The sequence below is a fragment of the Streptomyces sp. NPDC006259 genome, from assembly GCF_042870975.1.
Taxonomy (GTDB): domain Bacteria; phylum Actinomycetota; class Actinomycetes; order Streptomycetales; family Streptomycetaceae; genus Streptomyces.
The window spans coordinates 111,954-126,281 of the sequence record NZ_JBIAHY010000001.1; the positions used below are offsets into that span (position 1 = coordinate 111,954).

13 protein-coding genes are annotated in these 14,328 nt (G+C 72.6%); all 13 read right to left on the reverse strand.

The features are described from left to right. Positions 1-28: 28 nt before the first annotated feature. Positions 29-1,615, reverse strand: coding sequence for a family 43 glycosylhydrolase (locus ACFYO5_RS00535; protein WP_388704661.1), 1,587 nt, complete (start codon positions 1,613-1,615; stop codon positions 29-31). Between the two features lie 44 nt (positions 1,616-1,659). Further along, positions 1,660-2,511 carry a PmoA family protein gene (locus ACFYO5_RS00540; RefSeq protein WP_356568093.1) on the reverse strand — a complete coding sequence of 284 codons (852 nt, stop codon included), beginning with the start codon at positions 2,509-2,511 and terminating at the stop codon, positions 1,660-1,662. Further along, complete coding sequence (locus ACFYO5_RS00545; RefSeq protein ID WP_388702606.1) at positions 2,511-3,761, reverse strand: Gfo/Idh/MocA family protein; 1,251 nt, start codon at positions 3,759-3,761, stop codon at positions 2,511-2,513. The genes ACFYO5_RS00540 and ACFYO5_RS00545 overlap by 1 nt, the downstream gene beginning before the upstream one ends. Then, positions 3,758-4,339, reverse strand: coding sequence for a hypothetical protein (locus ACFYO5_RS00550; RefSeq protein ID WP_388702607.1), 582 nt, complete (start codon positions 4,337-4,339; stop codon positions 3,758-3,760). The genes ACFYO5_RS00545 and ACFYO5_RS00550 overlap by 4 nt, the downstream gene beginning before the upstream one ends. Beyond that, positions 4,336-5,238: a carbohydrate ABC transporter permease gene (locus tag ACFYO5_RS00555; protein WP_388702609.1), complete on the reverse strand. Its 903-nt coding sequence runs from the start codon at positions 5,236-5,238 to the stop codon at positions 4,336-4,338. The genes ACFYO5_RS00550 and ACFYO5_RS00555 overlap by 4 nt, the downstream gene beginning before the upstream one ends. Further along, positions 5,235-6,170 (reverse strand): sugar ABC transporter permease, encoded by a 936-nt coding sequence (locus ACFYO5_RS00560; protein ID WP_356568085.1) that lies wholly within the window; start codon positions 6,168-6,170, stop codon positions 5,235-5,237. Before ACFYO5_RS00560 ends, ACFYO5_RS00555 begins: the two co-directional genes overlap by 4 nt. A gap of 200 nt (positions 6,171-6,370) precedes the next feature. Further along, positions 6,371-8,107 carry an L-arabinonate dehydratase gene (araD, locus tag ACFYO5_RS00565; protein WP_356568083.1) on the reverse strand — a complete coding sequence of 579 codons (1,737 nt, stop codon included), beginning with the start codon at positions 8,105-8,107 and terminating at the stop codon, positions 6,371-6,373. Continuing rightward, positions 8,104-9,015, reverse strand: coding sequence for a dihydrodipicolinate synthase family protein (locus ACFYO5_RS00570; RefSeq protein ID WP_356568081.1), 912 nt, complete (start codon positions 9,013-9,015; stop codon positions 8,104-8,106). The genes araD and ACFYO5_RS00570 overlap by 4 nt, the downstream gene beginning before the upstream one ends. Next, complete coding sequence (locus ACFYO5_RS00575; protein WP_356568079.1) at positions 9,012-9,668, reverse strand: GntR family transcriptional regulator; 657 nt, start codon at positions 9,666-9,668, stop codon at positions 9,012-9,014. Before ACFYO5_RS00575 ends, ACFYO5_RS00570 begins: the two co-directional genes overlap by 4 nt. A 134-nt stretch (positions 9,669-9,802) precedes the next feature. Continuing rightward, positions 9,803-10,552 carry an MBL fold metallo-hydrolase gene (locus ACFYO5_RS00580; protein ID WP_388702612.1) on the reverse strand — a complete coding sequence of 250 codons (750 nt, stop codon included), beginning with the start codon at positions 10,550-10,552 and terminating at the stop codon, positions 9,803-9,805. A gap of 645 nt (positions 10,553-11,197) precedes the next feature. After that, entirely contained in the window at positions 11,198-11,803 is a 606-nt protein-coding gene (locus ACFYO5_RS00585; RefSeq protein ID WP_388702614.1) for a TIGR03086 family metal-binding protein, read from the reverse strand. Between the two features lie 191 nt (positions 11,804-11,994). Next, complete coding sequence (locus tag ACFYO5_RS00590; protein ID WP_388702615.1) at positions 11,995-13,158, reverse strand: hypothetical protein; 1,164 nt, start codon at positions 13,156-13,158, stop codon at positions 11,995-11,997. Further along, on the reverse strand, positions 13,155-14,096 hold the full coding sequence (locus tag ACFYO5_RS00595; protein WP_388702617.1) for a 5-dehydro-4-deoxyglucarate dehydratase: 942 nt from the start codon (positions 14,094-14,096) through the stop codon (positions 13,155-13,157). Before ACFYO5_RS00595 ends, ACFYO5_RS00590 begins: the two co-directional genes overlap by 4 nt. Positions 14,097-14,328: the final 232 nt, after the last annotated feature.

The window sequence follows — 14,328 nt, forward strand, 5'->3', positions numbered from 1 at the left end:
CTCCCAACAGGCTTCCGACTGCGGTGGGTTAAAGGGTGCTGATCCTGAAGTGCGTGAACGTGCCCGCCCCGGCTCGCCCCGGTCCGTCGGGAGCGAGGGCGAACAGGCCGAGCAGCGCGCCGACCCAGCGCCAGGGGGTGGCGGCGAAGACGGGGCCCGAATGCCGCGGGCCGTCGCCGAGGTCGTAGGCGAAGCGGCAGCGGGCGCCGGCACCGATCTCGACGCGCAGGCGGACCCTGCCGTGCGGGGCGAGCCGTGGGTGGGCGGCGTCCCGCTCCTTCTCGGCGACCGCCTCGGCGAAGCGGTGCACGAGGTGGACCGTGCCGTCCGTGCCGCGTTGCAGCCCGATCCAGGAGAAGGCGTCCCCGAGCACCGCGAGTCCGGCCCGCGCTCCGGGCTCCTCGCCGTGCAGTTCCAGCTCCACCTCGACGGCCGACGGGACGCCGGGCAGCCGCTGGGTGAGCACGTGGGGCAGCTTGCGCAGGTCGTGCGCGTCGGCCGTACGGACGCAGGACAGGCGCAGGCCGTCTCCGGAGTGCTGGGTGGCCCAGCCGTCCTGCGGGTTGGCCGTCCACTGCCACTGCCTGCCGAACCGTCCGCCGGGGAAGTCGTCGTCGGTGGCGGGCGCCGCGGCCGGCTGCGGCGGCAGATCGGGCCTGCGGTGCACGGCGACGGGGGCGCCCCCGTCACCGATCACCGGCCAGCTTCCCCCACTCCCGGCTTCGCTCGAGCGGGAGGTGCCCCCATCACCCCACCGCATCGGCTGGAGGTGGACGACCCTGCCGTAGGCGCCGCGCTGCTGGAAGTGCAGGAACCAGTCCTCGCCGGACGGGGTGCGCACCCAGCCGCCCTGGTGGGGGCCGTTGACGTCGGTGTCCTTCTGCTCCAGGACGATCCTCTCCTCGTAGGGGCCGAAGAAGTCCCGGGCGCGGAAGGCGCCCTGCCAGCCGGTGTCCACTCCCCCGGCCGGCGCGAAGATCCAGAACCAGCCGTCGTGCCGGTACAGCTTGGGGCCCTCGAGGGTGAACCAGCCGGGGATGCGGTCCCCCTCGACGATCAGCTTGCCGTCGTCGAGGAGCGAGGTGCCGTCGGGGTGCATGCGGTGGCCGGTGAGGCGGTTCTTCACACCGGAGCGGGACTTCGCCCAGGCGTGGACCAGATAGGCCTCGCCGGTCTCCTCGTCCCACAGGGGGCACGGGTCGATCAGCCCCTTGCCCTCCTTCACCAGGTGCGGCCGCGTCCACGGACCCCTGATCTCGGGTGCGTTGACCTGGAACAGGCCCTGGTCGGGGTCGCCCCAGAAGATCCAGAAGCGGTCGTCGTGGTGGCGCAGCGAAGGCGCCCAGACCCCGCAGTCATGACGCGGGGACCTGAACTCGGCCGCCGGTTCCAGGTGTTCGAGGGCATGCCCGACCAGGGTCCAGTTGACCAGGTCGCGTGAGTGCAGCAGCGGCAGACCGGGGGCGCGGCCGAAGCTGGAGGCGGTGAGGTAGAAGTCGTCGCCGACGCACACCACGTCCGGGTCGGACCAGTCGGCGTCGAGGATCGGGTTCCGGTACGTCTCGCCGGTCGCTGACCCGGAGTGGGCTGCCGCCGAGTGCGCCGCCTCGTCGATCGCTGCGTCGTCCGTCACCGCTTCGCCGGTCACTGTTTGGTCCGTCACTGGGTGACCGCCTTCCGGACGAGGGTGGCCGCCTCGTCGCGGCCGAGGCGGCCGTCGGCGACGACGGTGACGACGCGGCGCACGGCGGTGTCGCCGGGCGCGATCGCGAGCCGCTCGGCGGAGGCCAGGGAGGAGCCGACGCCCGGGTACTCGGCGGTGCGCACGAACCAGGGATCGCGGCGGGTGGCGTCCGTGGCACCCGCGAACACCAGGCTCCAGTCGGTGCCGGTCAGGGCGAGCCAGTCGGCGCACCCGCCGTGCACCTCGGCCTCGCCCTCGGCGTCGGCGGTGAACACGTCCGGGGCCCGCTCCTCCTTGCGTGCCCGCCAGAAGAAGCCGCCGTAGGCCGCGCCGGGGCGTCCGTTCGTCGCCGGGCTGCCGATGGTCACCGGGTCGGCGGTGGCGTTGGTCAGGGAGAAGGTGAAGTCCAGCGCCCAGGCGGTGTCGGTGAGTTCGGTGGCCGCCACGGTGCGGCGCTCGCGCAGCAGCTCGGTACCGGCGGCCACCCAGCGCAGCTCCTCCAGGAACCCGTCGGGGTCGCGCAGGGGGAACCCGGTGTGCCGCTGGGTGCCGTGGTTGTCGAGTTCGGTCGGACCCTGGTCGCGGACGTAGGTGCGCCCGCCCCAGAAGTTGTGTCCCTCGACGTCGGGAACGGCGACACCGACGCCGAGGTGGTGGGTGTGGTCGGCGGGGCTCAGTTCGGTGACCACCGTGCCGGCCAGGGTGGTGACGGGGTGCAGACAGGGGCGTGGGGAGAGCCGGGCGGGCAGCTCGGGCCGGGTGACGTAGTGGCCGACCGGGCGGCCCGCGACACGCAGCACCACGGGTGCGTCGGGTGCCTGTGCCATCAGGTGCTCACCTCTTTCGGATGCGCGGTCGGGGACGCCCAGGCGGCGCCCAGTTCGGAGAAGAGGGCGAGGCTGTCGGCGGCGGCCGCGACCAGTCCGTCGACACCGGGGACGACCCGGCGGTCCTCGCCGGGGAGCCGGCGCCAGGCGTCGTCGGGCAGTTCGAGCGGGTCGGGGGCGACCCGGATCGCCTCGACGACCCGCATGAACGCCTCCGTGGCGGCCGGCGGGACCAGCAGGTCGGCGCCGTCGGTGAGATGGTCGACGAGGTTCTCCAGCAGGTCGGTGCGGCCGTACTCGAACTCCTCGGGGCCGTGGCCGCCGCGCTGGAGCAGGACGCGATCCTGCTTGTACCAGAAGGTGATCCGGCCCTGACTGCCGTGGACGACGACGTACGGGTCGTCGGGGTCCTCGGCGCACAGCGTCGCAGCGACGACGACCGGGCGCCCGGCGGCCGTGGTGATCCGGACGCAGGAGGTGTCGTCGGACTCGATGGCGTTGGCGTGCGCCAGCTCGGTCTCGATGCCGGTGACGTCCTCGGCGCGGGTGACGCCGGCCAGCGCGAGGGCGGTGGCGACGGCGTGGGCGAGCGGGTTGGTGAGGGCGCCGTCGATCACGTCGACGCCGTTCAGCCGCCGCTTCCCGGCCCAGGGCGCGCGCCGGAAGTAGGCCTCCGGGCGGGCCCAGGCACCGGCTCCGCCGACCCCGGCGACCTCGCCGATCACCCCGTCGCCGATCATCCGGCGGACGGCGGGCACGGCGTGCGAGCCCAGCGACTGGAAGCCGATCTGGCAGACGACGCCCGCCTCGGCGACCCCGTCGGCCATCCGGCGGAACTCCGCGTACGACGGCGCCGGCGGCTTCTCCAGCAGCAGGTGCACGCCCTTGCGGGCCGCGGTCAGGGCCAGGTCGGTGTGGGTGGGGATCGGGGTGCAGACGACGGCGACGCGGGCGCCGGTGGAGTCCAGCAGCGCGCCGAAGTCGGCGGACTGCTCGGGCGCGCCGAGGCCCTCCGGGATCTCGTCCGGGGTGAGCGGGGTCAGCTCGCAGATGCCCGCGAGGCGGACGATGCCCTTGTCCTGGAGCCGGCGGATGTTGTCCAGGTGCCAGCGGCCGTGGCCGCGCGCACCGGCCAGGACGACGGGGACGCCCGCGCCCGCCGCAGCGCCGGTGCTCGTCCGTCCGGTACCGCTCGCGGGTTCGCGCCCGCTCGCCGGTCCGGGGGTGTTCATCGCTTCGGGGGTGTTCATGGGATCCTCCCTGCGCCCGCGCCGCGTGCCACCTCGCGGTCGGCCACCGCGGCGCTGTCGATCACTGTGTGCAGGGTAGGTGTCCAGCCGACGTCCGCCGTGAGGTCGCGCTCGCTGCCGCCGTCGTAGGCGTTGCGGATCGCCAGGAGGTCCCCCGGGTAGCCGTGCCGGGCCGCCGGCGCCTGGCGGGCCTCCTCCTGCGGGCCGGTCGGGCTGGCGGAACCCCAGGTGCGCGGGGAGTGGGCGGCCAGGTACTTCTTCAGGGAGTAGCCGCCGGTGGCGTGGTCGGCGCGGTCCAGGCCGTCGTCGTCGGTGTCGGCGTCGATGGTCCCGGCGATGCGGATGATCTCCGGGGTGTCGCTGCCGTGGTCGAGGGCGCGGACCAGGCCGGCCCGGTCGGTGACGGTGTGGACGTGGTCGTCGTCGGCGGCCGCGCCGCCGGTGGTGGTGCCGCCGTACGACGCCCAGCCGTCGCCCGCGGGCAGGGTGTCGCGGCCGATGTCCCGGGCCTGCGCGTGCGTGGGGCCGCGGAACGGGCCCGACGTCCCCGCCGCGACGTCGATCTGGCGGAGCCTCATCCCTTCACCGCCCCCGCGCTGAAGCCGGTGATCAGCCACTTCTGGATGAAGGCGAAGACGAGCACCACCGGGACGGCGGCGATGATGCCGCCGGCGGCGAGCGCGCCGAGGTCGACGCTGTCCGCGCTCATCAGGGTGTTGAGGCCGACCGGGATCGTCTGCTTGCTCTGGTTGTTGAGGAACATCAGGGCGAACAGGAAGTGGTTCCAGGAGTGCACGAAGGCGAAGGAGCCGACCGCGATCAGGCCCGGTCGCAGCAGCGGCAGCACCACGATGCGGAACGCGGTGAAGCGGTTGCAGCCGTCGACCCAGGCCGCCTCCTCCAGCGAGTACGGCACGTTCTTGATGAAGTTGCTGATCAGGATCATCGACAGCGGCAGCTGGAACACCGTCTCGGCGATGATGACACTGGTCAGCGAGTTGATCATCTGGAGTTCGGCGAAGATCTCGAAGAGCGGGACCAGGAGCAGCGCGCCCGGCACGAACTGGGAGCAGAGCAGGGCCAGCATGAAGGCGCGCTTGACCTTGAAGTCGAAGCGGGCCAGGGCGTAGCCGCCGGCCAGGGCGACGACGGTCGTCATCAGCAGGGTGGCGACGCCGACGAGCAGGCTGTTCTGGAAGTAGGTGCCGAAGCTTCGGTCCGTCCAGACCTTCTCGAAGTGCTCGAAGGTCATCGGCCAGGGCACCAGCGAGGTCGAACCGGCCGGGCGCAGCGCGAACAGCAGGATCCAGTAGAACGGGATCAGCGTGAAGACGAGGTAGATCGACAGTGGCAGATAGATCTGCCAGCGCGGAGCCTCGTCCCAGGCGCGGTTCCTCCCACCGCGCGGACGCTGCTCGGACGCGGTGGGGACGCTCACGGGCGTGGGCGCCACCTCGGTGGCCTCCTTGGTGATCACTTGGCCTCACTTCCGAACTTGCTCAGCCGCAGGTAGACCACCGAGCAGAACAGCAGGATCACGAACGCGACGGTGGTCAGGGCGGACGCGTAGCCGAAGTTGTGGGCGTCGACTGAGGTGTTGGCGATGTAGAGGGGCAGCGTCGTGGTCTCCCCGGCCGGTCCGCCGCCGGTCAGCGTGTAGAGCAGGTCGACGTTGTTGAACTCCCACACCGCGCGCAGCAGCGTGGACAGGACGATCGCGTCCTTCAGGTGCGGCAGCGTGATGTGCCAGAACTGCTTGAGCCTGCTGGCCCCGTCGACCTCGGCCGCCTCGTACAGGTCCTTCGAGACGGACTGGAGGTCGGCGAGGATGAGGATCGCGAAGAAGGGGACACCGCGCCACAGGTCGGCGACGATCGCGGCCGGGAACACCGTGGAGGTGTCCGACAGCCAGCTGGTGCCGTAACTGCCGATGCCCATGTCCGCGAGGTAACGGGTGATGCCCGTCTGGGAGTTGTAGAGCAGCACCCAGATCGCGGAGGTCAGCACGCCGGAGACGGCCCACGGGGAGAAGACCAGGGCGCGGCCGAGCGAGCGGCCCACGAAGGTCTGGTTGACGATGAGCGCCAGCGCCAGACCGAACATGAGCTGGAGGCCGACCTCGACGAACACCCACTTGGCGCTGAAGGTCAGCGTGTCCCAGAACACCGGGTCGTCGGTGAAGGCGTGGACGAAGTTGTCGAAGCCCGCGTAGCCGTTGCGCCACGGTTTGGTGGGGTTGTAGTTCTGCAGGCTGTAGTAGAAGACGCTGATGACCGGGTAGGCGATGAAGCCCAGCATGAGCAGGGCCGCCGGCGCGATCAGCAGGTACGGCAGCCTGCGCGGCGTGGCGGAGGCACGGCGCCGCCGGGCCGGCGCGGGCGGTTTCGCCACCGCTGCGGCTTGGGCCATGACTGTTCTCCGTTTCTGGGTACGTCGTCGTACGTCGTGCCGGCACGGGGCCGGCGTGGTGCCGGTGTCTTGCGTGCGTCGCGGGCTCGCGTCGCGGGGCTTGCGCCGCGTCGCTCACGTCGTGTCGCGCGTGTCGCTCCCGTCGTGCAGGAAGCGCTTTCTCCATGGGCAGGGGTCTGCCGGTTGTTCCGCGGTGCCGGTCAGCCCGCGTACGGGTCCCGCACCGTTCCCGGACGGGCCAGGAACTCGAAGTCGCAGCCGGTGTCGGCCTGGGTGACCTGTTCGTTGTAGAGCGCGCCGTAACCGCGCTCGTACCGGGTGGGCGGTGGCGTCCACTCGGCCCTGCGCCGCTCCAACTCCTCGTCGTCCACGTTGAGCTGGAGGGCACGGGCCTCGACGTCGAGGGTGATCGAGTCGCCCGTGCGGACCAGGGCGAGCGGCCCTCCGACGTACGACTCGGGCGCCACGTGCAACACGCACGCGCCGTAACTCGTGCCGCTCATCCGGGCGTCGGAGATCCTGACCATGTCCCGCACGCCCTGCCGGAGCAGGTGGTCGGGAAGGGGCAGCATGCCGTACTCGGGCATGCCCGGACCGCCCTTCGGACCGGCGTTGCGCAGGACCAGCACACTGTCGGCGGTGATGCCGAGGTCCGGGTCGTTGATGGTGCGCTGCATGGTCCGGTAGTCGTCGAAGACGACCGCGGGGCCGGTGTGCTTGAGCAGGTGCGGTTCGGCGGAGATGTGCTTGATGACCGCGCCGTCCGGGCAGAGGTTGCCGCGCAGGACGGCGACCCCGCCCTCGTCGGCGACCGGGTTGTCCCGCGGCCGGATGACGTCGTCGTTGTGCACCCGCGCACCGGCGAGCTGCTCGCGCATCGTGTCGTACGACACGGTGGGCCGCTCCAGGTGGAGCAGGTCGGGGATCCGGGAGAGGAACCCGGGCAGGCCGCCGGCGAAGTGGAAGTCCTCCATCAGGTAGGTCTGCCCGCCGGGCCGCACGTTGGCGAGCACCGGCACGGTGCGGGCGATGCGGTCGAAGTCGTCCAGGGTGAGCTTCACTCCCGCCCGGCCCGCCATCGCGATCAGGTGGATCACGGCGTTGGTGGAGCCGCCGAGTCCCAGGACGGTCGTCACCGCGTCCTCGAAGGCGTCCCGGGTGAGGAGGCTCGAGAGCCTGCGGTCCCGGTGGACCAGGTCGACGATCGTCATGCCGGCCTTCGCCGCCATCCGGTCGTGCCCCGAGTCCACGGCCGGGATGCTGGAGGCCCCCGGAACGGTGACGCCGAGCGCCTCGGCGGCCGCCGTCAGCGTGGACGCCGTGCCCATCGTCATGCAGTGGCCCGGCGAACGGGCGAGACCGTTCTCCAGCTCGGCCATCTCGCAGTCGCCGATCAGGCCGGCCCGCTTGTCGTCCCAGTACTTCCACATGTCGGTGCCGGAGCCGAGGACCTCGTCGCGCCAGTGGCCCGGCAGCATCGGGCCGGCCGGCACGAAGACCGTCGGCAGGTCGACGCTGGCCGCGCCCATGAGGAGGGCCGGGGTGGTCTTGTCGCAGCCGCCCATCAGGACGGCGCCGTCCACCGGGTACGACCGCAGCAGCTCCTCCGTCTCCATCGCCAGCATGTTGCGGTAGAGCATGGGGGTCGGCTTCTGGAAGGTCTCGCTCAGGGTGGAGACCGGGAACTCCAGCGGGAATCCGCCCGCCTGCCACACGCCCCGCTTGACCGCCTGCGCCCGGTCACGCAGGTGCACATGGCAGGGGTTGATGTCCGACCAGGTGTTGAGGATCGCGACGACCGGCTTGCCGAGGTGCTCCTCGGGCAGGTAGCCGAGCTGGCGGGTGCGGGCGCGGTGGCTGAAGGAACGCAGTCCCTCCGTGCCGTACCACTGGTGGCTGCGCAGGTCCTCCGGACGCCTGCGGACGGGCTCGGTCATATGGACCACCCCGCGGCGATGGCGGCGACCTCGGCGCGGTCCGCCTCGGGCAGCGGCCGGCTCGGCGGACGGACCTCGCGGCGGCACAGCCCGAGGGAGGCGAGGGCCTCCTTGACGACGGTGACGTTGTTGGCGGAGCCGTTGGCCGCGCGCAGCTCCTCGAAGCGGCGGATCTGCTCCCAGACCTTCATCGCGGCCGGGTAGTCGCCGGACCGCAGCGCCTCGATCATGTTCAGCGAGACGGACGGGGCGACATTCACCAGCCCCGAGGTGAAGCCGGTGGCACCCGCGGAGAAGTAGGAGGGGGCGTACGGCTCGGCGAGACCGGCCACCCAGACGAACCGCTCCAGTCCCGCGTCACGGGCGAAGGCGGCGAAGCAGGAGGCGTCCGGCACGGCGTACTTGACGCCGATCACGTTCGGGCAGTCGTCGGCGAGTTCGGCGAGGCGGGCGCCGGCGAGCTGCGCGTTGCGGATGTAGGGGACGACGCCCAGCTCGGGCACCGACTCGGCGATGGCACGGTGGTAGTCGACCCAGCCGCTCTGCGAGACATAGGGGTGCACGGGCTGGTGGACCATCACCATCCGCGCACCCAGCTCACGGGCGTGCCGGGCGGAGGCGACGGCGGTCGGCACGTCGTGTCCGACGCCGACCAGGACCACCGCGCGGTCCCCGCCCTCGTCGATCGTCAGCTCCGTGACCAGACGGCGCTCCTCGGGGGTGAGGGCGTAGAACTCGCCGGTGTTGCCGTTGGGGGTGAGGGTGCTGATCCCGCCGTCGAGCAGACGGCGCACCAGGGCCCGGTGGGCGTCCTGGTCGACGGAGCCGTCCTCGGCGAACGGGGTCACCGGGATGGCCACGACGTCGGCCAGGGCCGCACGCTGGGTCTCGAACGCCACGCTGCTCATTCCTGACCTTCCTCTGCCTGGGCGTCGGGGAACGCTCTGCGAACGAACGACGCGATGTGGTCGTGCAGGGCGCGGGCCGCGCCGTCGGCGTCGCCGTCCAGGGCGAGCCGCAGGATCTCGCGGTGCTCGCCCGCCTCGCGTTCCCACGAGGGCGAGGCGGCCCAGGCCACGGCCGAGACCAGGGCGGCCTGGTCACGGACCTCGTCGAGCATCCGGCCGAGCAGCGGATTGCCGCAGGGCAGATACAGGGCGCGGTGGAACTCCCGGTTGGCGAGGGAGCGTTCGGCGGTGTCGGTCGCCCCGTCGGCCATGGTCAACGCCGCGCGAGCGGCGTCCAGGGAGGCGCCGCGCCGCACGGCCCGCTTCAGCGCCTCGGGTTCGAGGAGCAGTCGCACGTCGTAGACCTCGCGCGCCATGTCCGCGTCCACCATGCGCACCGTGACGCCCTTGTACTGGCTCATGACGACCAGTCCGGTGCCGGCAAGGGTCTTGAGCGCCTCGCGCACCGGGGTCTTGGAGACCCCGAACTGCGCGGCCAGCTCGGTCTCGACCAGCGCCTGACCTGGCGTCAGCCGCCCGGTGAGGATGCGGCGTTTGATCTCCTCCAGCACGTACTGCGTGCGGGAGGGGATCGGCGTGGGCACAGAGGTCATGCGCGCCTCTCGGTATCGCGTATCTGATCTCGCGTATCGCGTCTCATATATGACGTACGAAGTACGACGGGTTGAAGGTAGGAGGGGCGCCGTGTTTCGTCAATGCTTCTGACAGAGGAAGTCGGTGTTGCTTCTCAGATCGTGACCGTGTCGCCCTCGCGCGCTGCGGTGGTCCGCCCGCCGAAGACCAGGGCGGCACGGCCGGCCGCGGCCTCACGGGTGAGGGTGGGCCCCACGTGGGTGACCAGCAGTTGCCGCGCGCCCTTCGCGCAGGCGCCCGCGTCCTCCGGGGTGAGGTGCACGCGCTGTTCGCCTTCGCGATGCGCGTCGATGTCCGCCTCGCACAGGAACAGGTCCGCGCCCGCCGCGAGTTCGGCGAGCGCGGCGCACGGTCCGCTGTCCCCCGAGTAGGCGAGGACGCTGCCCCGGCACTCGGCGCGCAGCCCGTACGCCTCGGTGTCGTGGACGACCGCGCGAGAGGTGAGCCGCAGGTCGCCATGGCGGACGGCGTGACCGTCGTACAGCGTCCTGAAGTCGAGGATCCCGTTCAGGAACCGCGTGTCCGGCCGCCCGAGGAAGCCCGCCAGGCGCAGGGCGCAGTCGCGCGGCGCGTACACCGGGACCGGGGCCGGCGGGGTCACGCCGCCGTAGGCGAACGCGTAGAGGGCGGCGAGGAGATCCGCACTGTGATCGGCGTGCAGGTGGGAGATCCAGATCGCGGTGAGCCGACGCGGGTCGGTGTGCTTCTGCAACTCCGCGAAGGTGCCGGGTCCCGCGTCCACCCAGACCTCGGCACCTCCGCCCCGCAGGAGGTACCCGGAACAGGGCCGGTCCGGTCCGGGATGCGGAGAGGCGGTACCGAGGACGGTGAGGGTGAGGGACATGGTGGGGAGCGTACGAGCCCGCACGGGCGGACCGCGCCCGGATCACGTCCGCCCCCGGTTGGCCGCGTGAGGACGCGCACGGCGCTGTTCGGACGGGAAGGAGCCCGGCGCTTCCCTCGCGGGGGCACTGCGCTTGCCGCGCGGGAGGGGCAGGGCGCTTCCCGCACGGGGGCCCTATGCTTCCCGCGCGGCGAGGGGCGGGCGCTTCCCGCGCGGGGACGAGCAGGGCGTACGGGTCACGGCGGGCCCGGCGGCGGGAACCGCGCTGGGGCAGGCCGCCCGACAGCACGGGGCAGGCCGTCCGACGGCACGGGGCACCCCCCTCCGAATAGGCGGGGCACGCCCTCCGACGAGGCGGTGGCGAGGCACGCCGACCAACAGCATCGGGCCCCCTCCAAGGAGCCGGGGCACACCGACCAGCAGCACGGGTCCCTCCGAATAGGCGGGGCACGCCCTCCGACGAGGCGGTGGCGAGGCACGCCGACCGACAGCATCGGGCCCCCTCCGAGGAGGCGGGGCACGCCGACCGACAGCACGAGGCACCCCCTCCCTCCCCCTAGGCGGGGACACCTGCGAGAAGGCGGGGCACGCCCTCCATGGGCGGGGGCGCCCCCTTCGAAGCGGCGGGGCAGGCCCCGCCCGAAATCACGCCCCTCGGGTCCAGCCCGGGTCGCGGCCGCTCAGGCCGATCACCCGGTCCAGCAGGGGCGCGTCCGGCGGGACCGGCACCGCGGGCCCGAAGATGCCGCCGCCCGTCGGGTCCTCGGCGACCGCCGCCACGAAGGCGTGACACGCCCGGAGCGCGGCCGGGTCGGGGACGTACTCCTGGCCGGTGGCGCGGGCCAGGTCCCAGCCGTGGACGACCAGTTCGTCGATGGCCACGGCCGCCGCGACCTCGCCGGGCAGATCGACCCCGCCGGCCCGGGTCGTGCCGGTCCAGGCGGCGGGGTCGCGCCAGGCCTCGGCGAGTTCGCCGAGGACGCGGGACAGTTCCTCGCGCCAGCCGGGGCCGATGTCGGGCACGGCGGTGTCCGGCGGGGTGTCGGTGGTCGGACCGAGATCCTTGCGGGCGGCGTCGCGGAAGGCGACGGCGAGACCCGTGAGGTGGCCCAACAGGTTGCGGACCGCGTACTTCGGGCAGGGCGTCGGGTCCGCGAGCTGCTCGTCCCGCACGCCCGCCGCGAGCAGGGCCACGATCCGCGTCTGGGGTCCGAGATCGAGGATCGCCGTGTCGGTGTGGGTGTCGGTCATCTTCCGCTCCTCCAGGTGGGCTGTCGGAAGGGAAGACCGGAGGAGGGACGCGAACTCATCGCCGGACGGGCGGTGAGTTCGCCGCCCGCCCGGACCGATTCCGCTCGTGAGCCCGCACCCCGGCAGGCGACGCAGGGAACGCAGGAAACATGGACGACCGGCGTGGCGGAGGAGAACTCCCCCGTGCCGGCTCAGAGCGCGCCGAGTCCCTCGCGGACCGCCTCCAGGTCGGCGTCCGACGCGAGTCCCGCGTGATAGAGCCGGAGCTCCGTGGCGCCCAGTTCACGCGCGCGTGCCGCGTCCGTGGCGAGTGTGCCGGGGCTGCCGCCCATGCCGGACACGACGGTGAGGTTGGCCGCGATCACGGCCGCCTCGCGGCGCTGTTCGGCGAAGGGCGCCAGCAGGGCGGGACCGCCCGCGCAGGGCACCACCACGCCGTCGGCGACGGACAGGATGTGCGCGGGGTCGACGCCCGGGTTGGCGCCCACGTGGTAGGAGACCGGGTCGGCGTGCAGCAGCACCTGGAAGCCCTCGGGTGCCGCGGCACGGACGGCCGCGACGGCCTCCTCCTGGAGCGAGCGTGCGGTCGCGTCACGCCACGCGCGGGTGACCGCCGCGGGCTCCGCGCCGAGCAGCTTCTCCACTCCGGCCCAGCCCCCGTCGTCCGGCAGCCCCTGCCACACCGGTTCCAGCGCGGTCCGTACGGCCGCGGCCAGCCCGTCGGCGTCCAGGCCCAGGTCGGCGTACCCGGCGCGGCACGTCGGGCAGAAGCAGAGCGACATCAGGTACTGCCCGGCCTCGCCGAGCCCGACTCCACCGGTCTTGTCGTGGGCGTGCAGATGCTGGAGGCCGTACCAGCCGAGGGACTCCAGTTCGGTGCCGGCCGTGCCGGGCCGTACGGCGGCCTCGGCCGCCAGGTCGACGAGGTACGCGCGCGTGGCGGGCTGCGCGATGCAGGGGGCCCACGGGTAGCGGTCGCCGTACGCGTTGACCACGGAGGTCTCCGGGTGCTCGGCGCCCAGCCGGGAGTTGTGCGCGAGGACGACCCAGCTGTGCACTTCCAGACCGGCCTCGGTGAGCGCGTCGGCCGCCTCGCCGTACGCGTCGCCGGGGGCCCAGTCGCCCGCCGGGCAGGGGCGCAGGGCGCGGCCTTCCCAGCGGCCGTCCACCGGGTACAGCACGGCCGCGTGTTCGGCGGTGACGATGCGGTGGCGGGGGTGGCGGGGGGTCAGGGCGCGGGTGGAGTGGTAGGCGGCGGCCAGGGTGACCTGCCCGACGCCGAGGGCGGCGATGCGGCCGGGTGAGCGCGGGTCGCCGTTGACGTCCCAGGGGTAGACGAACGCCGACGCCTTCACCGCCCCTCCTCCAGCAGCGCGTACCCGCGCTCGATGAGCTGCGCGAGCTGCTTGACATGGTCCTCGCCGGGCTCGTGCAGCGGAGGCCGCACCTCGCCCACGTCGAGCCCGCGCAGCCGTACGCCCGCCTTGACGAGCGAGACGGCGTAGCCGCGGCCCTGTGCACGCAGTTCGACGAAGGGGCGGTAGAAGCCGTCCAGCAGGCGGTGCGCGGTTCTCTCGTCGCCGGTGGCGAGCGCCCGGTGGAAGGCGAGGGCGATCTCGGGGGCGAAGCAGAACACGGCGGACGAATAGAGGGGGACGCCGATGGCGGCGTAGGCGAGCTGGGTCTGTTCGGCGGTGGGCAGGCCGTTGAAGTAGAGGAAGTCGCCGGGGGTCTCGGTGCGGACGGCGCTGACGATGCGCTGCATGAGGTCGAGGTCGCCGAGCCCGTCCTTGAGCCCGATGATCCCGTCCGTGCGCGCCAGTCCGACGACCGTCTCGGGGGTGAGGACGACGTTGTCGCGCTGGTAGACGATCACGGGCAGCGGGGTCGCGGCGGCCACCTCCCGGTAGTGCCGCAGCAGTCCTTCCTGGCCGGCGACGACCAGGTACGGCGGCATCGCGAGCAGCCCGTCCGCGCCGGCGGCGTGCGCGAGGCGCGCGTAACGGACCGCGAGCGCCGTGCCGTAGCCGGCGCCCGCGACGACGGGCACGCGCCCGGCCGTCTCGTCCACCGCCGCTCGCACGCAGGTCTCGAACTCCTCGGGGGTGAGCGCGTGGAACTCGCCGGTGCCGCAGCAGGCGAAGACCGCCGCCGCTCCGGCCTCGATCCCTCGGCGGACGTGCGCGCGGAAGGTGTCCAGGTCGAGGGAGCCGTCGAGGCCGTAGGCGGTGACGGGGAAGAACAGCGGTCCGGTGGGGACGCGCAGACGTGCGGCGAGCGGGGCTGGCGTCACGGGCTCTCCCTGGGACGACGCGTGCGTTCTTCTGACTAATGTCCACATCTATGAACGGACTCAGCCTATGAAGGCCCCCAAGCCCCGGTCAAGCGCACAAACCTCCAGACAGGGGCGGATTCTTCGGGTCCGGGAGAGACTTGACGTGACGGGCCGGAGATCCTTAGCGTGTCCACGCATGTGAATACCGTCCACGCATACGGCCGACGGCCCACTCGCTGCCGCACCCGCC

Excerpts from the sequence above, each read along its gene's own strand:
- ACFYO5_RS00540 (WP_356568093.1), bottom strand. The coding sequence starts at position 2,511 with ATGGCACAGGCACCCGACGCACCCGTGGTGCTGCGTGTCGCGGGCCGC.
- ACFYO5_RS00545 (WP_388702606.1), bottom strand. The coding sequence starts at position 3,761 with ATGAACACCCCCGAAGCGATGAACACCCCCGGACCGGCGAGCGGGCGC.
- ACFYO5_RS00550 (WP_388702607.1), bottom strand. The coding sequence starts at position 4,339 with ATGAGGCTCCGCCAGATCGACGTCGCGGCGGGGACGTCGGGCCCGTTC.
- ACFYO5_RS00560 (WP_356568085.1), bottom strand. The coding sequence starts at position 6,170 with ATGGCCCAAGCCGCAGCGGTGGCGAAACCGCCCGCGCCGGCCCGGCGG.
- araD (WP_356568083.1), bottom strand. The coding sequence starts at position 8,107 with ATGACCGAGCCCGTCCGCAGGCGTCCGGAGGACCTGCGCAGCCACCAG.
- ACFYO5_RS00570 (WP_356568081.1), bottom strand. The coding sequence starts at position 9,015 with ATGAGCAGCGTGGCGTTCGAGACCCAGCGTGCGGCCCTGGCCGACGTC.
- ACFYO5_RS00575 (WP_356568079.1), bottom strand. The coding sequence starts at position 9,668 with ATGACCTCTGTGCCCACGCCGATCCCCTCCCGCACGCAGTACGTGCTG.
- ACFYO5_RS00580 (WP_388702612.1), bottom strand. The coding sequence starts at position 10,552 with ATGTCCCTCACCCTCACCGTCCTCGGTACCGCCTCTCCGCATCCCGGA.
- ACFYO5_RS00585 (WP_388702614.1), bottom strand. The coding sequence starts at position 11,803 with ATGACCGACACCCACACCGACACGGCGATCCTCGATCTCGGACCCCAG.